This window comes from Kitasatospora sp. GAS204B (genome assembly GCF_029892155.1).
Taxonomy (GTDB): Bacteria; Actinomycetota; Actinomycetes; order Streptomycetales; family Streptomycetaceae; genus Kitasatospora.
Genome location: NZ_JARZAG010000006.1, coordinates 169,725 through 191,508, shown reverse-complemented (window position 1 = coordinate 191,508; position 21,784 = coordinate 169,725). Strand labels below are relative to the sequence as shown.

Annotated in this window: 13 protein-coding genes; 9 read left to right on the top strand and 4 right to left on the bottom strand. The window is 72.5% G+C overall.

Annotated features, from left to right (window positions below; translation table 11 throughout):
- Nucleotides 1-201 precede the first annotated feature (201 nt).
- Nucleotides 202-843 (top strand): DUF2461 domain-containing protein, encoded by a 642-nt coding sequence (locus P3T41_RS10720; protein ID WP_280689431.1) that lies wholly within the window; start codon nucleotides 202-204, stop codon nucleotides 841-843.
- A gap of 122 nt (nucleotides 844-965) precedes the next feature.
- Here P3T41_RS10720 and P3T41_RS10715 read toward each other — a convergent pair whose 3' ends face one another.
- Entirely contained in the window at nucleotides 966-2,387 is a 1,422-nt protein-coding gene (locus P3T41_RS10715; protein ID WP_280689430.1) for a cytochrome P450, read from the bottom strand.
- 192 nt (nucleotides 2,388-2,579) lie between these two features.
- Between P3T41_RS10715 and P3T41_RS10710 the strand changes: the two genes are divergently transcribed.
- Nucleotides 2,580-3,866, top strand: a complete 1,287-nt coding sequence (locus tag P3T41_RS10710; RefSeq protein ID WP_280689429.1) for a wax ester/triacylglycerol synthase domain-containing protein — start codon at nucleotides 2,580-2,582, stop codon at nucleotides 3,864-3,866.
- Nucleotides 3,863-4,741, top strand: coding sequence for an SDR family NAD(P)-dependent oxidoreductase (locus P3T41_RS10705; RefSeq protein WP_280689428.1), 879 nt, complete (start codon nucleotides 3,863-3,865; stop codon nucleotides 4,739-4,741). The genes P3T41_RS10710 and P3T41_RS10705 overlap by 4 nt, the downstream gene beginning before the upstream one ends.
- Here P3T41_RS10705 and P3T41_RS10700 read toward each other — a convergent pair.
- Entirely contained in the window at nucleotides 4,670-5,866 is a 1,197-nt protein-coding gene (locus tag P3T41_RS10700) for a beta-ketoacyl-[acyl-carrier-protein] synthase family protein (protein ID WP_280689427.1), read from the bottom strand. The two genes, P3T41_RS10705 and P3T41_RS10700, sit on opposite strands and share 72 nt — an antisense overlap.
- 23 nt (nucleotides 5,867-5,889) lie before the next feature.
- Nucleotides 5,890-6,108 carry an acyl carrier protein gene (locus tag P3T41_RS10695; RefSeq protein ID WP_280689426.1) on the bottom strand — a complete coding sequence of 73 codons (219 nt, stop codon included), beginning with the start codon at nucleotides 6,106-6,108 and terminating at the stop codon, nucleotides 5,890-5,892.
- Nucleotides 6,109-6,295: 187 nt separating this feature from the next.
- On the opposite strand from P3T41_RS10695, the gene P3T41_RS10690 reads away from it, so the two are divergent.
- From P3T41_RS10690 to P3T41_RS10670, 5 genes are all read left to right on the top strand, one after another.
- Entirely contained in the window at nucleotides 6,296-7,564 is a 1,269-nt protein-coding gene (locus tag P3T41_RS10690; protein ID WP_280689425.1) for a pyridoxal phosphate-dependent aminotransferase family protein, read from the top strand.
- A 61-nt stretch (nucleotides 7,565-7,625) separates the two neighbouring features.
- A complete protein-coding gene (locus P3T41_RS10685; protein ID WP_280689424.1) occupies nucleotides 7,626-8,351 on the top strand; it encodes a mechanosensitive ion channel family protein in 726 nt (241 codons plus the stop codon).
- Between the two features lie 133 nt (nucleotides 8,352-8,484).
- Nucleotides 8,485-9,327, top strand: coding sequence for an MIP/aquaporin family protein (locus P3T41_RS10680; RefSeq protein WP_280689423.1), 843 nt, complete (start codon nucleotides 8,485-8,487; stop codon nucleotides 9,325-9,327).
- A gap of 45 nt (nucleotides 9,328-9,372) precedes the next feature.
- Nucleotides 9,373-10,890, top strand: a complete 1,518-nt coding sequence (glpK, locus tag P3T41_RS10675) for a glycerol kinase GlpK (protein ID WP_280689422.1) — start codon at nucleotides 9,373-9,375, stop codon at nucleotides 10,888-10,890.
- Nucleotides 10,891-10,934: 44 nt separating this feature from the next.
- The gene (locus P3T41_RS10670) at nucleotides 10,935-12,647 is read left to right on the top strand and encodes a glycerol-3-phosphate dehydrogenase/oxidase (RefSeq protein WP_280689421.1); all 1,713 of its coding nucleotides are present in this window, start codon (nucleotides 10,935-10,937) and stop codon (nucleotides 12,645-12,647) included.
- Nucleotides 12,648-12,735: 88 nt separating this feature from the next.
- Here P3T41_RS10670 and P3T41_RS10665 read toward each other — a convergent pair whose 3' ends face one another.
- Nucleotides 12,736-14,181 (bottom strand): glyceraldehyde-3-phosphate dehydrogenase, encoded by a 1,446-nt coding sequence (locus P3T41_RS10665; protein ID WP_280689420.1) that lies wholly within the window; start codon nucleotides 14,179-14,181, stop codon nucleotides 12,736-12,738.
- Nucleotides 14,182-14,615: 434 nt separating this feature from the next.
- Between P3T41_RS10665 and P3T41_RS10660 the strand changes: the two genes are divergently transcribed.
- Complete coding sequence (locus P3T41_RS10660; RefSeq protein WP_280689419.1) at nucleotides 14,616-21,782, top strand: type I polyketide synthase; 7,167 nt, start codon at nucleotides 14,616-14,618, stop codon at nucleotides 21,780-21,782.
- Nucleotides 21,783-21,784 lie beyond the last annotated feature (2 nt).

Below are 21,784 nucleotides of genomic sequence, written 5' to 3'. Positions count from 1 at the left end.
GCAAGAGTTCTGACCGAGCGTCAGATCGACCTGCGGATCGCCCCCCCGGAGCCGCACCGGTATTCGGATCCTTCCCGCCGCCGTCTGTTCGCGTCAACGCGTTCGTTGCACACCGGCCACACTCCGTGCACTTAGCGGCCGTCGCCGCCACATCGCGGTGTCGGGGCGGGGGTCCGCCCGGCACGGGCATAGCCTGGGGCGGTGACCTTTACCGGCTGGCAGGACGAGGCGCTGGAGTTCTACGAGCGCCTGGAGATCGACAACTCGAAGACCTTCTGGGCGGAGCACCGGGAGGTCTACGACCGCGCGGTGCGCCAGCCGATGGTGGAGCTGCTCGACCAACTCGAGCCGGAGTTCGGCCCTGGCAAGATCTTCCGTCCCAACCGGGACATCAGGTTCAGCGCCGACAAGGCCCCGTACAAGACCCACATCGGCGCATACCTGGAGGCCGGCGGCTACATCCAGCTCTCCGCCGACGGACTGGCCTGCGGCAACGGCATGTACCAGCTGGCCGCCGACCAGCTGGAGCGCTACCGCGCCGCGGTGGCCGAGGACGTGACCGGCGCCGAGTTGGAACGGGTGATCGCCCGGGTCACCAAGGCCGGCCACGTGGTCACCGGTCGCGACGCGCTGAAGACCGCGCCCCGCGGCTACCCCAAGGACCACCCGCGGATCGCGCTGTTGCGCAACAAGGGCCTGATCGCCTGGCAGGAGTGGGAGCCGGCCGACTGGCTCGGCACGCCCGAGGCCCACCGGCGGATCACCACCTTCCTGCGCACCTCGCGGCCGCTGAAGGACTGGCTGGACGGCCACGTCGGCCCCAGCGAACTCCCGCCGCACTGAGCCGCCGGGCCTGAGGATGCCGGGCATGGGCAGTTCGCCTTGGTGCTGCGCACGCACCACGCCCTGCTGGACGGTGCCTCGCTGTTCCCGGCTCACAGCGCTCGTGCGCTGCCGGCTCCCGCTCAGCTGCCGGCTGCCCTCCCGTGCGGGGTGGAGCGGCGCAGGTGCAACCGCATGGCGAGCTGGTGCGGTGCGCGGACCGCCTGGCCGACGGGGCGGATGCGCCGGCCCGGGACGGGACGGAGCTGCCAGCGGGCTGCGACGGTGGCGAGGGCGAGCGTGGCCTGGACGCGGACGAAGGTGTCGGCGACGCACTTGCGCGGGCCGCCTCCGAAGGGCACCCAGGTGCCTGGTGGGGGCTGGTCGATGTCCTCCCAGCGGTCCGGGGCAAAGCGTTCGGGGTCGGGGTAGCTGTCGGGACGTCGGTGCAGTTGATAGGGGCTGAAGGCGACGGTCGTGCCGATCGGCAGCGGGTGTCCGCCGAGTTCCGTGTCAGTGGCGGTGGTCCGGGTGAGCAGCAGCGAGTCCGGCGGATACAGGCGCAGGGTCTCGGTGACGATCCGGCCGGTCACCTCGAGGGCGTCCAGATCGGTGAGCCGGGCGGGACGGCCGGCGAGCACCGCGTCGACCTCGGCCTCGAGCCGCGCCTGGACCTCGGGGTGGGCGCCGATCAGGTACCAGGCCCAACTCAGTGTGATCGCCGTGCTTCCCACCCCGGCGAGCAGGAAGGTGACGACCTGGTCGTGCACTTCGGTGTCGCTCAGGAACGCCCCGTGCGCGTCGGGGGCCAGCAGCAGCGACATCAGGTTGTCGTGGTCGGCTCCCGTGGAGCGGAGGTCGGCGATCAGCCCGTCCGTGAGGTGGCGTACGTCGCGACGGGCCCGTGCGTAGCGGCGGCTGCCGGGCGTGGGGAGCTGGTGGACCAGGGGCAGCGGCCACGTCATCCGTCGGGTGATGCCGGCGACGAGGGCGTCGAGGCTCGATCGCAGAGCGAGGAGGCCGGATGCGTCGGCACCGGGGTCGAACAGACATCGGACGACGACCGCCGTGGTGAGACGGTGCATCGCCGCGGGCACGTCGAGGAGTTGGCCGTGCTGCCACGACGAGGTGAGCGCCGCGACCTCCTGCCCCAGCACCTGGGCGTGGCCGGGCATCCGGTCACGCTGGAAGGCGGGCTGGACGAGCCGGCGCTGTCGCCGGTGCACTGCGGCGGGGCAGGTTCCCACGCCGTTTCCCGCGATCTCCCGCAACCTGTCGTAGATGGGGCCGCCTTTGTCGAACGTGCGGTCCGCGATCAGGAGTTGGTGGACCAGTGTGGGGTGGCACACCACGTACGCCGGGTGCGTCCCCAGCCTGATGTGCACCAGATCGCCGTGGGTGGGGAGTGCTGCCAGAAAGCCGACCGGGTTGCGGGCGAACTGTGGTGCGTGGCCGAGGAGCGGAAGCGCTCCCGGGAGGGCCGTCAAGGTGTAGGAGGACGGGAGGGCCGTCGCCGTCGCCTGCACGGCGCCGAGTCGATCCGGCGCGCGGTCGTCACTTCGCATGGGGGTGGCGGTCCTCCGCTCGGACACGAGCCGCGACGGCGTCGTGTGGGGTGTGCGCGCTTGACTAACGCGGCGGCGCCGGGCGCGTCACGCTCCTGGGCTGATCGGCGAGCCGGAACGTGACCTTTTCCGCCGGCGGGCGTTAGCCGTGTGTAGTCCCAGGTCCTGTCCGGTCTGCCTTGGGTGACCACGATGACGCAACGCCCGAACCCGGTCGACGGCTGCTTCCTCCAATATGAGAGGGAACACCACGGTGTCCGCCCCTACATCGGCGTGGTCCTGCACGCGACCGGCTCAGCTCCGAAGCCCAGCGTGGTGCGACAACAGGTGGCCGACCGCATCGAGCGAATGCCGACGCTGTCCTGCAAGGTCACCAAGCAGGGCCGGCGGACGGTGTGGGCGACCGACGCCGCCTTCGATCCGTACGACCATGTCCATGAAATCCGTCTCCCCGCAGGCAGCGCGACCCTCGACACGACGGTGGCGGCCCTGCTGGGCGTCCCCCTGCCCGAGGACGCGCCGCGCTGGGGAATCTGGCTGATCCACGGCTATGCGGATCACGAGTACGTGCTGTTCTACCGCGCTCATCACGCCGCCCAGGACGGGCAGGCACTGCTGGACGCGGTCACGGCACTGTTCGGGACGGGGCCGCCTCTCGCACCCCGCCCTGCCGTCACCGCGCGAGCCGTGCGCCGGCCCTGGCGGCAGAGGATCCCCGCACGGGCCGTGGCCCGAAGCCTCGCGGATGCGGTGCGAGGCCCCGCGCTGAGCTGGCCGACGCAGGACACCCTGACCGGCGAGCCACGGCTGGTGTCAGCGGCCGTTCCCGTCTCGTGGCTGCGGGAGACCGGGCGGGCGCTGGGTGCCAGCGCGAACGATGTCTGCCTGGCCGCGCTGGCGCACGCGCTGCGCGCCTGGGTGCCCGCGGGATGGATCGCGGCCGATCAGCGTGGGCGTGATCTGCAGGTGAGTCTGCCCGTCAGCCTGCGCGAGCCGCAGGAGAGGTTCGCGGTGGGCAACAGGCTCTCGGCCGTGCGCATCCCGCTGTCGTTCTGGGAGGACTCCCCGACCGCTCGGGTGGCCGCCATCGCCCGTGCGACCGGTAGGGCCAGGGCTGCGGACACGCGACGGGTGCTGCAGGCCCAGCTGCGCCTGCCGGAGAGCGCCGTCTACCGCTTCCTGCGGCAGGGGCGCCGGATGCGCAACGGTCTGGACACGTCCGGCCTGCTGCAGCTTCACGGCCGGCTGGCGCTGGGAGCGGACCCGATCGAGACCGCGGTGGCGACCCTCTTCCTGCACGGGGACCACCCTTTCGCGGTGTCCTTCCTCGGCTATGCCGGGCAGGTCGTCGTCTGCTTCACCATCGACCGCGGTTTCGAGGACGTCGGGAACCTCGCCGCCCTGTGGGCTTCCGCCGTGGAACGCCTGTGGCACCAGAACGTCGCGAAGAGCACTGCGGCACAAGGGAGTCAACCATGACAACGGCTCTGGTCACCGGCGCGAGTTACGGGATCGGCACGGACATCGCCCGCGCACTTGCCCGGCGCGGCCACGATCTCGTCCTCACCGCGCGCAGCGGCGAGGCTCTTGACCGGCTCGCCGCCGGCCTGGCGGCCGAGCACGGCATCACGGCGCGTCCCCTGGCCGCCGACCTGACCGTCGAAGCCGAGCTGGAACGGGTGGCCGAAGCGGCGTGCGAGGCGGACATCCTGGTCAACAACGCGGGCGCCGGCCTGAACAGGTCCTTCGAGCACACCACTTGGGCGCAGGAGCAGCGGATGCTGATGCTCAATGTCGTCGCGCCCACCAGATTGCTGCACGCCGCGCTGCCGGCGATGCTGCGGCGGCACAGCGGGCGGATCCTGAACATCTCCTCGGTGGCCGCCACCGGCCCGGTCTGGCAGGGCACCACCTACGGTGCGTCGAAGGCGTTCGGCCTCGCACTGACCGAATCCCTGGCCTACTCCCGCCGCCTGCGTGATGCGCCGGTGACCGTGACCGCGCTCGTGCTGGGACACACCACCTCACGGTTCCACGAAGTCGCCGGGATCGCCCCGTCACCGCCGTTGCTGACCCTCGCGTCGCCGTACGTCGCGGAGCGGGCGGTGCGGGCTCTGCACCGGCGCCGCCCGCCCGTCCTGTGCGTGCCGAGCCTGCGCTACAAGCTGGTGGCCGGCCTGCTGCGGCACCTGCCGCGTCGGCTCCTGACCCTGCCCGGCCTGGCCGACGACTTCACCGCCGTCCCGTCCCAGGAGACCGGCCCGACCGCCTTCCACTCGGCGTCAGTCGGGGGTGATGGCGAGCACGGCGTTCTGGCCGCCGAAACCGGTGGACACGGAGAGCGCGAGCGGTAGCCGCCCCTCGCGGCACTTGGTGGGGATGTCGAGCGCCACAGCCGGATCGAGGTCGTCCAGATTGGCGGTCGGCGGCACCAGGCCCTGCTCGACCGCCAGGACCGTCAGGGCCGCCTCCACCGCACCTGCCGCGCCCATCAGGTGTCCGGTCACCGCCTTGGTGGACGTCACCGGGGGGCGGTGGGGGAACAGCACGGCCAGCGCGGCCGCTTCGACCCGGTCGCCCATGGGCGTGCCGGTGCCATGGGCGTTGATGTGCGAGACGTCCTGCGCCGATGCGCCCGCGCGGGCGAGTGCCTCGCGCAGCGCCAGCACCAGCCCGGCACCGTCGGTGCTGGGCTTCACCACGTGGTGAGCGTCCGACGAGGCACCGAACCCCCGGATCCGGGCCCGGGCCCTCGCCCCGCGGGCCCGGGCGTCGGCAGTGCGCTCCAGGACCAGCATCCCCGCGCCTTCACCCATCACGAACCCGTCACGCCGGGCATCGAAGGGGCGCAGCGCCCCGGCAGGGTCGTCGAAACGATGTGAGAGCGCACCGACACGGTCGAACCCGGCGATGTTGTACGGCGTAATCGTGGCATCCGCGCCGCCGACCAGAGCGATGTCACAGCGCCCCAGGGCCAGCAGGTCCAGTGCCGTGCCGATGGCGGTCGCCCCGGACGCGCAGGCGGTGTTGACCGTGTGACTGGGACCCATGGCGCCCAACTCGATCGTCAGCTGCGCCGACACGGAGTTGCCCAGCGAGGCCGGCACCGCATATGGCGACATCTCCTGCGCGCCCTCGCCCAGCAGCGCGCGGTGCTCGGACTCCAGCGTCCCGATCCCGCCGCTGCTGGATCCCACGATCACCGCGACGCGTGTCCCGTCCCAGCGTGCCGGCTCCAACCCGGCATCGCTCAGCGCCTCACGGGCGGCGAGCAGCGCCAACTGGGTGCAGCGATCGGGCCTGCGGGACCGGGCCCGGCCGAGCCGAGCCGGGTCGAAGTCCGCGACCGTACACGCCAGATGGGCGACCGGCGCCGGCGGCCCCAGCGCCGCGGTCGGCAGCCCCTCGCACACCCGCTCCCAGGTGGCCTGCCAGCCGTCGCCGGCCGGCGTCACCATGCCGAGACCGGTGACAGACACGTCCGGGACGGTCACCCGGAGGATCACCGAGCCGCCACGAGCGCAGCCACGTCCGCGACCGTGGCGGCGGCTCCGAGCTCCTCCTCCGTCACCACCAACCCCTTCTCCCGGCGCAGGACCAGGGCGAGTTCCACCACGGCGATGGAGTCGAGTCCCGCGTCCTCCCGGGCGGCGTCCAGCCGGATATCCGACTCGGGAATCCCAAGAGAGACCATAATATTTTTCAGTTCATCGAATGACATATTTTTCTCCCTTGAGCGAAGCCATGACGACAGTCCCCTAAATTACCATCACCCCTTCGCCGAAGATCTTCTCCGGAAACCGAGTTGGTGCGCCGATGTCCCGGGGTGACATATTGCTGGCGAGCATCGAAGCCCAGCAAGCCACGCGGGCCGAACACCGCCCCGAGTCACCTTGGAGATCGTGCGGATGGACGTGTTGGAGCAGTGCCGGTCGTGGACGGCAGAACATCTGCGCACTGGCGGGGGTGACTGCTACTACCGGGCGATCAACGGCACGTCCGACGGCACGGAGGTCGAGTTCGAGGGCAAGCGGGTGATCATGGCCGCTTCCCACGACTACCTCGGCCTCTCCGCCGACCCCCGGGTGCGGGAGGCCGCGGTCGCCGCCGTACGGCGTTTCGGCACCTCGCTGGGCGGATCACGCGCGGTGAGCGGCTCCCTGGACCTCCACGAGGAGCTGGAGGATCGACTGGCCCGATTCCTGGGGCACGAGGCAGCGGCCGTACTTCCGTCCGGATACCAGGCGAATCTGATGCTGGCTCCGCTGCTGACAGCAGGCCGGTATGTCTACAGCGACCTTTTGAACCATGCCTCGCTCGCTGAGGTAATCCGTCTGGGTGACGCCGCGGAACGCAAATTCCTGCACGGCGACATGGACCACCTGAACGAACTTCTCACCGCCGCCTCAGGAGCGGACGGAGCGGCCGGAAAAATCATCCTCACCGACGGGATCTTCTCCGTCGGCGGAGACATCTGCGAACTCCCGGACTTGATGAAGCTGGCCGACGCCCACGGCGCACACGTCGTCGTGGACAGCTCCCACGACCTCGGGGTGCTCGGGCCCAACGGCGCCGGCGCCGGGGACCACTTCGGGCTGCGGCCCCTGCTGGTCACCAGCGCCCTCTCCAAGAGTCTCGCCTCCGTGGGCGGCGTCATCGCCGGACCGGCCGAGGTCATCCACTACCTGCGCTTCCACGCCCGGACAGCGCTGTTCACCGCGGCGGCCGCACCGGCCAACGTCGCCGCCGCACTGGCCGCACTCGACATCCTCCAGAGCGAACCGGAGCGCCGCGCACGGGTGCTGCACCTCGCCGAGCAACTCCACCACGGTCTGCGGGCGCTGGGTTACGACACCGGCACCTCGCTCACCCCCATCGTGCCCGTCCTCACCCGCGGCCGTGAGCGGTGCCTGCGCATGTGGCAGGAGCTGTGCGGAGCGGGAGTGTTCACCGCCCCCATGACCTATCCCGCGGTCCGGGCGGGCCGTGAGGTCCTGCGCATCACGCTGACAGCCGCGCACACGGATCAGCAACTGGTCCGGGTGCTGGCCGCGTTCGAGGAGGTGGGGCGCAGGGAGGGCCTCGTCCCCCCGGTCCCCACCCGGCGGACCGCACCCGACACGGGCGGCCGTCCGGCGGTGATCCCACCGACCAGGACTCGTGCGTTCACCGGTTAGGGCCTCGCTCCACTCCCCGGGCCGGGCACCGGCTTCGCGCCGCCTTTGGGACACTGGGGTGATGGACAAGGACGAGAACCACGCGGACGGCCACCACCTGTTGCCCCCGGGCCTGCATCTGGGCGGCGTCATCCGCACCCGCCAAGCCATCGTCACCACGACGCTGGCGATCTCCGGGCTGGTGGTCTCCACCTACTACGGCGGCCTGCTGGGCGATCCGACCTCCCGCCACCACCTCACCGACCGCGGTATCGCGGTGGCCAGCGCGGTCGTCTTCCTCGTCTTCGCCCTGATCGCCGTCCGCGGCGCCACCCAGGACCTGCTCAAGCTCGTCCCCAACCGCTTCGGCGACACCCGCATCGTCGCGCTGCGGATGCTCTGCCTGCTCACCGGCTACGCCCTGGTCATCATCGGCGCCCTGAGCCTGCTGCACGTGCCGTGGAGCAGGCTCATCCTCGGCGGCGCGCTGACCGGCGTCATCGTCGGCATCGCGGCCCAGCCGGTGCTCGGCAACATCTTCGCGGGCCTCGTGCTGCTCACCGCCCGGCCCTTCCAGCTCGGGCAGAGCATCAGCATCCAGTCCGGACCGATCGGCGGCCGGATCCAGGGCGAGGTCAGCGACATGACCCTGCTCTTCGTCAAACTCCACACCCTCGACGGCCCGATGCTGCTCCCCAACAGCGCGGTGCTCAACGCCGCCATCACCCCGCTGGCCCCGGGCAAGAGCTGGCCGGATCCCGCCGCCGGGCCGGCCGCCCAGGAGCCGACGGCGAACGAGAGCGCCTGAGCCACCACCCCCGCCGCAGACCGCGGCCGTGACTCGAACAGCCGTGTAAGCCGGGCCCCGGCGCCCGTTCTCGCTCAGGCTTGGCCGTGTACGGCCTTCCGAGGCACCAACTCAGCGGCGGGAACCGGTTTCCATGACGGGCAGTCACACGGCAGCAAAGATCGCGCACAGCCCCACCAGACTCCTCCTCGGCGAACTCAGCGCCGAGTTCGCCGGGACGATGATCCTCATCCTCTTCGGCACCGGAGTGGTCGCACAGGTGGTGGCCGCCGGTATCGGCAACCACGACAGCATCGCCTGGGCCTGGGGCCTGGGCGTCGTGCTGGGCGTCTACACCGCCGGGCGGATCAGCGGCGGGCACCTCAATCCGGCGGTCACCCTCTCCCTGGCCCTCTTCAAGGGCTTCCCCTGGCGCAAGGTGCTGCCGTACGTCGCGGCCCAGACGGCGGGCGCGTTCGTCGCTGCCCTGCTGGTGCGCTGGAACTACACGAACATCCTGAAGGCGGTCGACCCCGGCCACACCCTCAAGACCCAGGTCGTGTTCTCCACCCTCCCCGGCAACGGCGTCCTGCCGATCAGCGACTGGGGCGCGCTGCGCGACCAGATCATCGGCACCGCGATCCTGGTCTTCCTCGTCTTCGCGGTCACCGACGTGCTCAACTCGCCGCCCGGCGCCAACCTGGGCCCGTTCATCGTCGGCCTGATCGTGGTGGCCATCGGCATGGCCTGGGGCGCCTGCGCGGGGTACGCCATCAACCCGGCCCGTGACCTCGGCCCGCGCCTGGCCAGCTACATCACCGGCTACTCGCACGCTTGGCGGGACCAGTACGGGCATCTCTACTTCTGGGTGCCGATCGTCGGTCCGCTGATCGGTGGCGTCGTCGGTGGCGTCCTCTACCGGTACCTGATCACTCCGCACCTGGGGATCGGCGAGCCGGAGGAGCCGGGCCGCGCTCCGCTCGAGCCCGTGAACTGATCCGCACCCGACCCACAACCAGCCCACTCAGCAGAGGCGGCAGTCATGCCAGAGTTCGTCGGAGCGGTGGACCAGGGGACCACGAGCTCACGATTCATGATCTTCGACCACGACGGCAACGAAGTGGCGAAGCACCAGCTGGAACACACCCAGATCCTGCCCAGGCCCGGCTGGGTCGAGCACGACCCGGTGGAGATCTGGGAGCGCACCAACTCGGTGATCCAGAACGCCCTGCGGCACGGCGGCCTGTCGCCGGCCGACCTGGTGGCGATCGGGATCACCAACCAGCGCGAGACCACCGTCGTGTGGGACCGGCGCACCGGCCGGCCGTACTACAACGCCATCGTCTGGCAGGACACCCGGACCGACTCGATCGCGGCCGCCCTGGAGCGCGAGGGCCACGGCGAGGTGATCCGCCGCAAGGCCGGCCTGCCGCCCGCCACCTACTTCTCCGGCGGCAAGATCAAGTGGATCCTGGAGAACGTCGAGGGCGTCCGGGCCGACGCGGAGCAGGGCCACGCGGTCTTCGGCAACACCGACTGCTGGGTGCTGTGGAACCTCACCGGCGGCCCCGACGGCGGCATCCACGCGACCGACGTGACCAACGCCAGCCGCACCATGCTGATGAACCTGGAGACCCTCGACTGGGACGACGAGCTGCTGGCGCTCTTCGACATCCCGCGGGCGATGCTCCCGAAGATCAATCCGTCCTCGCACGCCGAGGCCTTCGGCACCGCCCGGACCTCCCGGCCGCTGCGCACCGCCATCCCCATCACCGGGGTGCTCGGCGACCAGCACGCGGCCACCGTGGGACAGGTCTGCTTCGCCCCCGGCGAGGCGAAGAACACCTACGGCACCGGCAACTTCCTGGTGCTCAACACCGGCACCGAACTGGTCCGCTCCCAGCACGGCCTGCTGAGCACCGTCGCCTACCAGTTCGGCGACAGCCCCGCGGTGTACGCGCTGGAGGGCTCCATCGCGGTCACCGGCTCCGCCGTCCAGTGGCTGCGGGACCAGCTGAAGATCATCACCGACGCCGCCGAGAGCGAGCGGCTCGCCCGCAGCGTCGACGACAACGGCGGGATGTACTTCGTGCCGGCCTTCTCCGGCCTGTTCGCCCCGTACTGGCGTTCCGACGCCCGCGGCGCGATCGTCGGCCTGGCCAGGTACAACACCAGCGGGCACCTGGCGCGGGCCACCCTGGAAGCCATCTGCTACCAGAGCCGGGACGTGGTGGAGGCGATGGAGCAGGACTCCGGCGTCCACCTGGACGTGCTGAAGGTGGACGGCGGCGTGACCGCCAACGACCTGTGCATGCAGATCCAGGCCGACGTCCTCGGGGTCCCGGTCAGCCGCCCGGTGGTGGCCGAGACCACCGCGCTCGGAGCCGCCTACGCCGCCGGCCTGGCGACCGGGTTCTGGCGGGACACCGACGAACTGCGCTCCCACTGGCAGCAGTCGAAGCGCTGGGAGCCGTCCTGGTCCGAGCAGCAGCGCGCCGACGGGTACGCCGGCTGGAAGAAGGCCGTGACGCGCACCCTCGACTGGGTGGACGTCAAATAGCGCCTCCCGGCACGTAGACCCTCACTCAGCAGAAGGGCTGACTCATGGTGAAGCCAGTGGCACTATCCCCGCAGGCCCGGGCCGAAGCGCTGACCCGGATGGGAGAGCGGGAGCTCGACGTCCTCGTCGTCGGGGGCGGCGTGGTCGGCGCGGGCTCCGCGCTCGACGCGGTCACCCGGGGCCTGAGCGTGGGCCTGGTGGAGGCTCGCGACTGGGCGTCGGGGACCTCCAGCCGGTCCAGCAAGCTGATCCACGGTGGGCTGCGCTACCTGGAGATGCTCGACTTCCGGCTGGTCGCCGAGGCGCTCAAGGAGCGCGGCCTGCTGATCCAGCGGCTGGCCCCGCACCTGGTCCGCCCGGTGCCGTTCCTCTACCCGCTCACCCACCGGATCTGGGAGCGGCCCTACGTCGGGGCCGGCGTGCTGCTCTACGACACGATGGGCATCACCTCGGGCACCGCCCGCGGGCTCCCGCATCACCGGCACCTGCTGAAGCGCCAGGCCCTGCAGGAGGCACCGGCGCTGCGCTCGGACGCGCTGGTCGGCGCCGTCCAGTACTGGGACGCCCAGGTGGACGACGCCCGGCACACCATGAACATCGTGCGCACCGCCGCGAGCTACGGCGCGCACGTCGCCAACCGCAGCCGGGTCACCCGCTTCCTGCGCCAGGGCGAACGCGTGGTCGGCGCGCTGGTCCGGGACCTGGAGACCGGGCTGGAGGTGGAGGTCCGGGCGAAGCAGGTGATCAACTCCACCGGTGTGTGGACCGACGACACCCAGAGCATGGCCGGCACCCGCGGCCAGTTCCACGTCCGGGCCTCCAAGGGCGTCCACCTGCTGGTCCCGCGCGACCGGATCAACTCGCGGACCGGACTGATCCTGCGCACCGAGAAGAGCGTGCTCTTCGTGATCCCGTGGGGCCGGCACTGGATCGTCGGCACCACCGACACCGACTGGGACCTGGACAAGGCGCACCCGGCGGTCAGCTCCAAGGACATCGGCTACCTGCTGGAGCACGTCAACAAGGTGCTGGTGACCCCGCTGACGCCGGAGGACGTCGAGGGCGTCTACGCGGGCCTGCGACCGCTGCTGGCCGGCGAGGCCGCCGACACCAGCAAGCTCTCGCGCGAGCACCTGGTGGCCCATCCGGTCCCCGGCCTGGTGGTCGTCGCGGGCGGCAAGTACACCACCTACCGGGTGATGGCCAAGGACGCGGTGGACGAGGCGGTGCGCAACCTGGACGAGAAGGTCCCCGAGAGCACCACCCAGGACGTGCCGCTGGTCGGCGCCGAGGGCTACCGGGCGCTGTGGAACGCCCGGTACGCGCTGGCCGCCGAGTCCGGTCTGCACGTGGCCAGGATCGAGCACCTGCTGCGCCGCTACGGTTCGCTGGTGCACGAGTTGCTCGCCCTGGTGGCCGAGGACCCCTCGCTCGGCGAGCCGCTGCCGAGTTCCGACGACTACCTGCGGGTGGAGGCCGTCTACGCGGCCACCCACGAGGGGGCCAGGCACCTGGACGACGTGCTGGCCCGGCGCACCCGGATCTCGATCGAGTCCTGGGACCGCGGGGTGGACGCCGCCCGCACGGTGGCCGACCTGATCGCCGGTCCGCTCGGCTGGCGCCAGGACCAGATCGAGCGGGAGGTCGACCACTACGCCAAGCGGGTGGAGGCCGAACGCGAGGCGCAGCACCAGCCGGACGACCAGACGGCCGACGCGGTACGGCTCGGCGCGCCGGAGATCGTTCCGCTGACCTGACGCCGCGCTCGCCGGGACCGAACGGTCCGGGCCCAGCGGTCCGGACTTGGACCGCTGGGCCCGGACCGCTGAGGTGACCGCGCCGGGATCAGACCGCCGGGGCCGGGTAGGTCGGGTACTCGACGCCCGAGACGTGCTGGACGACCCGGATGACCTGGCAGGAGTAGCCGAACTCGTTGTCGTACCACAGGTAGAGGATCGCGTTGTCACCCTCCACCTTGGTGGCACCGGCATCGACGATCGAGGCGTGGCGCGAGCCGATGAAGTCGCTGGAGACCGCGTCGGGAGCGCTGATGAAGTCGATCTGGCGCCGCAGCGGCGAGGTCAGCGAGACGTTGCGGAGGTAGTCGAGGACCTCCTCGCGGTTGGTCTCGCGGGCGAGCTGCAGGTTGAGGATCGCGATCGAGACGTCCGGCACCGGGACGCGGATCGAGCTGCCGGTGATCGTCGCCTTGAGCTCGGGCAGCGCCTTGGCGACGGCCGAGGCGGCGCCGGTCTCGGTGATCACCATGTTGAGCGCCGCCGAGCGGCCGCGGCGGTCGGAGCTGTGGTAGTTGTCCAGCAGGTTCTGGTCGTTGGTGTACGAGTGGACGGTCTCCACGTGGCCGCGCAGCACGCCGTACTCGTCCGCCATCGCCTTCAGCGGCGGGACGATCGCGTTGGTGGTGCAGGACGCGCAGGACAGGATCTGCTCGTCCGGCTTGATCGTGTCGTGGTTGACGCCGTGCACGATGTTGGGGACGTCGCCCTTGCCCGGTGCGGTCAGCACCACCTTGGCGATGCCGGGGCGCAGGTGCTTGGAGAGGCCCTCGCGGTCGCGCCACCGGCCGGTGTTGTCGATCAGGATGGCGTCGTCGATGCCGTACGCCGTGTAGTCCACGGTGGTCGGGTCGTCGGAGTAGATCACCGTGATCTCGTGACCGTTGGCGATGATCTTGTTGCTCGCCTCGTCGACGGTGATCGTGCCGTGGAACTGGCCGTGGATGGAGTCGCGCCGCAGCAGTGAGGCGCGCTTGACGATGTCCTCGCCACCGCTGTTGCGGACGACGATGGCCCGCAGCCGCAGGCCGTTGCCCGAGCCGGCCTTCTCGATCAGCAGGCGGGCCAGCAGGCGGCCGATCCGGCCGAAGCCGTACAGGACCACATCGCGCGGTTCGCGGCGGTCCAGCTTGTTGGCACCGGTGGCGCCGGCCACCTTCTGCGCGGTGAACTCCGCCACCGACAGGCCGCGGTCGTCGGTCTTGTACGTCGCGGCGAGCATGCCGATGTCGATCTGGGAGGGGCCGAGATCGAGTGCGGTGAGCGCGTTCAGGAACGGCAGCGTCTCGGTGACCGAGAGCTCCTCGCCGGCGATCTGGCGAGCGAACCGGTGAGTCTTGAGGATGCTCACCACCGACTTGTTCACCAGGGAGCGGCTGTGCAGCAGGACGGTGACGTCCCTCTCCCGGTGCAGTCTCCCGATGATCGGAATCATCGACTCCGCGATCTCCTCGCGGTTCTTCCAGTCCGTGAACACGTCTTCATTGACAGTCACAAGTTCATCTTTCGAGCTAGGCGATTGCTCTCATATTAGCTTTCGACAATTTCGCCTGATCACCCGGACCGGCCTTGAACACCGCGGCCCGCTGCGGTAAGCACCCAGGTCAGGCGACCACTCGGGGTCCGGCGGCGCGTGCCGGTCGACGCCAACTGGGTTGACCGGCAGGTGCGGTGACGCTCTGTCAGCTCGTCGGGCGCGGCAGCGCGAGTGGAACGGTGTGCCAGATGTCACGATTACGCAGACATTGACATGGGCACGCAACGTTGCCTTAACCTGTCAGGCACTACCCGCCGGTAGCGTCCCATCCTGAACCGGACAGCGGAACCACGCAATGGCGCCCTCGAATCCCCGCGAGGGCGCCTGGTGACGCCTGTGCCGGGAGTCGCTCCTGCCCCGACTGCGCCGTGACTCATCCCCGGAGAGCCAGCATGAGGCCCAACGCATTACCGCTGACCGATCTCGTCATCGGGATCACGCCGTTCCAGGAACCGGACGCCGGGCTCGCCGAGGCCGTGTGCCGCGCGGGAGCCCTGGGCGTGCTGGACCTGGGGAGCGGTGACCGCCAGGCGCGCGAGGAGTTCGCCAGACTCCGCTCCAGAACCCCGGGCCGCTTCGGGGTCCGGATCGGGCGCCACTGCCGCCTGACTCCCGCTGACCTGGGCCCCCAGGACGGGCGAGGGCCCGACACCCTGCTGCTGGCCGTGGACACTCCGGGCTGGAACCCTCCCGGCTCGGACACTCCCGGCTCGAACACTCCCGGCTGCGCCGCTCCCGGCTGGGACCTCGCGGCGCTGGCCGACGAGTACCGCCTGCTGGTCGAGGTGACCGACCTGGCGCAGGCCCTGGCCGCGGTTCGCGCCGGGGCGCGTGGACTGATCGCGCGCGGCGCCGAGAGCGGCGGCCGGGTGGGCGAGTTGAGCACCTTCGTGCTGCTGCAGCAGCTGCTCGGCGCACCGGGGATCGAGCTGCCGGTGTGGGCCGCCGGCGGGATCGGGCCGTACACCGCGGCCGCGGCGGTGGCCGGCGGCGCGGCCGGCGTGGTGCTGGACAGCCAGCTCGCACTGCTGGCCGAGTCCGCGGCGCCGCAGCAGGCCGCAGCGGCCGTGCGCGGCATGGACGGATCCGAGACGACCGTCGTCGACGGGCACCGGGTGCTGCGCAGGGGCGGCGCCGACCAGGTTCTGACGGTAGGTCAGGACGGCTTCCTGGCCGCCAGGTTCGCCGAGCGGTGGGCCACCGTCGCACGCACCGTGCACGGTGTGCGAACGGCCGTGCTGGATGGGCTGCGCGCGGCCGCGGCACCGGGCGCGGCCGCCGCGCTGCTCGGCCCCGAGGCGCCGCTCAGCGCGGCGCTGGGCACCGGGCTGCCGGTGGCGCAGGGCCCGATGACCCGGGTCAGCGACCAGCCGGGGTTCGCGGCGGCGGTGGCTGCGGCCGGCGCGCTGCCGTTCGTGGCGCTGGCGCTGGCCGGCCCGGAGCAGACCCGGGAGCTGCTCGCGCAGAGCGCTGCCGCGGTCGGCGAACTCCCGTGGGGTGTAGGCGTACTGGGGTTCGCGCCGGAGGAGCTCCGGAGTGCCCAGCTGGCCGAGGTGCTGGCGGCGCGGCCCAGTCACGCGGTGATCGCGGGCGGGCGCCCCTCGCAGGCCCGGGTGCTCGAGGAGGCGGGCATCCGCACCTTCCTGCACGTGCCCTCGCCCGGCCTGCTCGGGCAGTTCCTGGCGGACGGGGCACGCCGCTTCGTCTTCGAGGGCTCGGAGTGCGGCGGACACGTCGGCCCCCGGCACAGCTTCCCGCTGTGGGAGGCGCAGTTGGCGGTGCTGGAGGACTTCCTGGACGCCGCGGCGGACCAGCAGTCGGTGGAGGTGCTGTTCGCGGGCGGCGTGCACGACGAGCGCTCGGCGGCGATGGTGGCGGCGCTCGCCGCGCCGCTGGCCGGCCGGGGTGTGGCCGCCGGGGTACTGATGGGCACGGCGTACCTGTTCACCGAGGAGGCGGTGGCCCACGGCGCGGTGCAGCCGCAGTTCCAGCGGCAGGTGCTGGCGGCCCGGCACACCGAGCTGCTGCAGACCGCGCCCGGGCACGCCACCCGGTGCGTCCCGAGCCCGTTCACCGCGGAGTTCGAGCGGACCAGGGAGCGGCTGCGGGCGGACGGCGTGCCGGACCGGCAGGTCTGGGAGCAGCTGGAGCACCTGAACGTCGGGCGGCTGCGGATCGCCAGCAAGGGCGTCGACCGGGTGGCGGGAGCGCTCGCCCCGGTGGACGAGCAGGGGCAGCTGGACCGGGGCATGTTCATGGCCGGGCAGGTGGCCGTGCTGCGCTCGACCACCACCACGCTGGCCGAGCTGCACGCCGCGGTCAGCACCGGAGCGGCCGCCCATCTGGCGTGCCGGGCCGCAGAACTGACGGAGCGTCTGGGACTGGCGCCGGCCACCGAAGCCGAACCCGCGCCGGCCCCGCTGGAGATCGCCGTGATCGGCATGGCGGGGATGTTCCCCGGCGCGCCCGACCTTCCCGCGTTCTGGGCGAACGTGGTGGGCGGGGTGGACTCGGTGACCGAGGTGCCGGCCGAGCGCTGGGACCCGGCGCTCTACCACGCGGCCGACGGCGGCCCGGGCAGCACGCCGTCCAAGTGGGGCGGTTTCCTGCCGCGGATCCCGTTCGATCCGCTGAGCTACGGCATCCCGCCGACCGCGCTCGGCAGCATCGAGCCGGTGCAGCTGCTGGCACTGGAGGCCGCGCGCCGGGCGCTGGTGGACGCGGGCTACGACGGCGGCGGCGCCGAGGGCGGCCGGGACTTCGACCGCTCGCGCACCAGCGTGGTCTTCGGCGCGGAGGCGGGCAGCGACCTGTCGAACGCCGGGGTGCTGGGCGCGGTGCTCCCGTCCTACCTGGGCACGGTGCCGCCGGCGATCGCCGAGCAGCTGCCGAAGCTGACCGAGGACTCCTTCCCCGGCATGCTCTCCAACGTCATCTCGGGGCGGATCGCCAACCGCCTGGACCTGGGCGGGGCCAACTTCACGGTCGACGCGGCCTGTGCCTCCTCGCTCGCGGCGCTGGACGTGGCCTGCAAGGAACTGGTCGCCGGCACCGCCGACCTGGCGCTGTGCGGCGGCGCCGACCTGCACAACGGGATCAACGACTTCCTGCTCTTCGCCTCGGTGCACGCGCTCTCCCCCACAGGCCGCTCCCGCCCGTTCGACGCCGCGGCGGACGGCATCGCGCTGGGCGAGGGCGTGGGCTGCCTGGTGCTGAAGCGGCTGGCTGACGCGCAGCGGGACGGCGACCGGGTGTACGCCGTGGTCCAGGGGGTCGGCAGCGCGAGCGACGGCCGCTCGCTGGGCCTGACCGCGCCCCGGCCCGAGGGGCAACGGCTGGCGCTGGAGCGCGCGTACCGCGGCAGCGGGGTCGCGCCGGCCGAGGTGGGCCTGCTGGAAGCGCACGGCACCGGGACCGTGGTCGGTGACCGCACCGAACTCGCCACGCTGACCGCGGTCTTCGCGGAGGCCGGGGCCGCACCGGGGAGTTGCGCGCTGGGGTCGGTCAAGTCGCAGATCGGGCACACCAAGTGCGCGGCCGGGCTGGCCGGGCTGATCAAGGCCTCGCTGGCGCTGCACACCGGTGTCAAGCCGCCGACCCTGCACCTGGCCCAGCCGAACGCGGCCTGGCAGGGGCAGCAGAGCCCGTTCGTGTTCCACGCCGAGGCCCGGCCGTGGGCCGCGCCGCCGGCGCAGCGGGTGGCCGGCGTCAGCGCCTTCGGCTTCGGCGGCACCAACTTCCATGCCGTGCTACGGGGTCATGACGGTCCGGCGGCGGTGCACGGGCTGCAGGAGTGGCCGGCCGAGCTGTTCACCTTCCGGGGCGGCGACCGGGCCCGGGCACTGCGCGGGGTCACCGAGTTACTGCGGCTGGCAGTGGCGGAGGGCTCCCCCTGGCGGCTGCGCGACCTGGCGCTAGCCGCCTCCCGACGGGCGGAGTCGACTCCCGGCCCGGTGCAGGTCGCGGTGGTGGCCTCGGACCTGGCCGAGCTGACCGCGCTGCTGGGCCGGGCGCTGGACGGGGAGCACAGCCCGGCCGACGGGCTGCAGCTGGCCGCCGAGGACGACGGCGGCACGGGCCCGGTCGCCTTCCTCTTCCCCGGGCAGGGCAGCCAGCGGCCCGGGATGTTCGCCGAGCTCTTCGCGGCGTTCCCTGGCGTGCAGCGGCACCTGCGGCTGGGCGGCGCGTACGCCGATGTGCTCTACCCGCCGCTGGCCTTCACCCCCGAGGCGCGCGAGGCGCAGCGCACCGCGGTGACCGACACCCGGGTGGCCCAGCCCGTGCTCGGCATGGCCGGCCTGGCCGCCTACGAGCTGCTGGCGCTGGCCGGGGTCCGTCCCCAGCTGGCGGGCGGCCACAGCTACGGCGAGCTGGTCGCGCTCTGCGCGGCGGGCGCGCTGGCGGCCGAGGAGCTGCCCGGGCTCGGCGCCGAGCGGGCCCGGGCCATCCTGGACGCGGTCGGCGAGGGCGAGGACCCCGGGTCGATGGCGGCGGTGACGGCCGGCGCCGTGGCCGTCGAACAGCTGCTGGCGGCGGCCGGCCTGGCCGGGCGGGTCGTCGCGGCCAACCACAACGCGCCGCGCCAGACGGTCATCTCGGGCGCCACCGAGGAGGTCGCCGCCGCGACCAAGCTGCTGCGGGAGGCCGGGCACGAGGTGAAGCGGCTGCCGGTCGCGTGCGCCTTCCACAGCCCGCTGGTGGCGGGGGCCGGCGAGCGCTTCGCCCGGGCGCTGGCCACCCGCAACGTGCGGGCGCCGGAGTTCCCGGTCTTCTCGAACCGGACCGCCACCGCCTACCCGGCGGACCCGACCGGGGTACGGGCCGAGTTGGCGGCCCAGATCGGCGCACCGGTGCGCTTCGTGGCCCAGGTCGAGGCGATGTACGAGGCGGGCGCGCGGGTCTTCGTCGAGGCCGGTCCGGGGTCCGTGCTGACCCGGCTGGTGTCGGCGGTGCTCGGCGAGCGGCCGCACCGCGCGGTGCCCGTCGAGGGACGCCGGCGCGGACTGCCCGGTTTCCTCGACGCGCTGGCCGAACTGGCCGTCGCGGGCGTCCCGGTGCAGACCGAACGGCTGCTGCGCGGCCGGGACGCGGTGGACCCGGGCCGGGCGCGGGCCGCGCGCCGGCCCGGCTGGACGGTGGACGGGCAGCTGGTGCGCACGGCTGCCGGAGAACTGCTGCCCGGTGCGCTGGCACCGGCCCGACTGGTGCCGGAGGCGCTGATGACGACGGAGCACACACCGCAGCCGACCGCCGGGGACGCCCTGGTCTCGGAGTTCCTGCGCAGCAGCCGGGAGTTGATCGCGGCTCAGCGGGACGTGCTGATGACCTACCTCGGCGGGACGAGCGGTGGGCCCGTCCCGTTCGCCCCGCCGCCGGTGGCGGCCGGGGCGGTGATGCCTGCGGCGCCGGCCGCGGCTCCCGAGCGGCCGGCCGCCGCTCAACCGCCCGAGGTCACTGACCTGCTGGGCCTGGTGGTCGAGGTGATCGGCGAACGCACCGGCTACCCCGCCGACATGATCGAACCCGACCTCGACCTCGAAGCCGACCTCAGCATCGACTCCATCAAACGCACCGAGATCATCGGCCAACTCGCCCACCGCCTCGGCGACACCGCCGAACTCGGCCAACTCACCGACGACCAGATCGAAGAACTCACCCGCGCCCGCACCGCCGCCGCCATCACCGACTGGCTCACCACCCAGCTCGGCAACCCCGCACCCGCCGCCGCTCAACCGCCCGAGGTCGCCGACCTGCTGGGCCTGGTGGTCGAGGTGATCGGCGAACGCACCGGCTACCCCGCCGACATGATCGAACCCGACCTCGACCTCGAAGCCGACCTCAGCATCGACTCCATCAAACGCACCGAGATCATCGGCCAACTCGCCCACCGCCTCGGCGACACCGCCGAACTCGGCCAACTCACCGACGACCAGATCGAAGAACTCACCCGCGCCCGCACCGCCGCCGCCATCACCGACTGGCTCACCGCCCAGCTCGGCAGCCCCACGCCCGCACCGGAACCGGTCGCCGGCACGGTGCCTGACGATGCGTCAGCCGTGGTGGGACACGAGCCGCTGCGCCTGGAGTTCGCGCTCACACCGCTGGCCGAGGTCACCGCGACCCCGGCGGCCCTGGCCGGCAAGCGCTTCGCGCTGCTCGGCGACGACGGCCACGGCCTGGCCGAGGCGCTGACCGCACGGCTGGCCGCGCACGACGCGCGGGTGCTGGCCGTGGACGCCGCGCACCGGCTGTCGGCGGCGGACGGGCCGGTGGACGGCGTCCTGCTGCTCGACCCGCTCGCCACGGACGGCGCGCCCGTGCTGCCGGGCTGCGTGCCCGCACTGCAGGCCGCGCTGGCCGGCGCGCCCCGCTGGCTACTCGCCGCACGCTCGGCGGCGCACCCGGACAGCGGCCGAACAGACAGTGGCGGAACGGACAGTGGCCGGGCGGACGGGCTGCGCGGGCTGTTCCGCACCCTGGCCCGCGAGTACCCCGACACCACGGTCCGGCTGGTCGAGCTGGATCCGGCGGACCCGGCGCGGGCGGCCGACGCGCTGCTCGGCGAGCTGCTGGCCGCCGACCACGAGCCGGTGGTGCTGCACGGTGCGGCCGGGCGCCAGGGCCTGACCCTGGCGGAGTCCGGCCTCGGGCTGCTGGGCAGCACGGGCGCCGGTCCGGCCGGCGACGGCGTGGCGGAGGCCGCGGCGCTGGGGCTGGACCAGGACGCCGTGGTCCTGCTGGTCGGCGGGGCTCGCGGGATCACCGCGCGGTTCGCGGCCGGCCTGGCCGCGGCCGGCCGGTGCCGCCTGGAACTGCTGGGCCGCACCGCGCCGCCCGAGGGCCCCGAGGACCCGCTGACGGCCGCGGCACGCGACCGTGGCGCACTGCGGGCCGTGCTCGCCCGCCAGGGCGTGCCGCTGCCCGAGGTCGACGCCGCCGCTTCCCGGCTGCTGGCCGCGCGCGAGGTCGCGGCGACGCTGGAGGAACTCTCGGCGCTCGGCTCACCGGCCCGCTACCGGGCGGTGGACGCCGCCGATCCGGCGGCGCTGCGCCAGGCGGTCAAGGAGGTGTACGCCGAGTACGGCCGGCTGGACGGGGTCGTCTACGCGGCGGGCGTGATCGAGGACAAGGTGCTGGCCGAGAAGGACCCGGAGTCCTTCCGCCGGGTCTTCGCCACCAAGGCCGACGGCGCCCGGGCCCTGCTGGACGCGCTGGCCGCACTGCCGGAGGGGCCGCGGTTCACGGTGCTGTTCGGCAGCATCGCCGCGGCGCTGGGCAACCGCGGCCAGGCCGACTACGCGGCGGCCAACGACGCGTTGGAGGAGCTGGGCGACCGCTGGGCGCGACGCACCGGGTGCCGGGCGCTCACCGTGCACTGGGGTCCGTGGGCACCCTCGGGCGCGCACGGCGGCATGGTCTCACCGGAGTTGGCGCACGACTACGTCCGCCGGGGCGTGCGGCTGATCGACCCGGGGGCGGGCACCCTGGCGCTGCTGCGCGAGCTCGCCTGGGGCGCGGAGCAGACCCGGTCCGTGGTCTACACCGCGTCGGGCTGGTGACG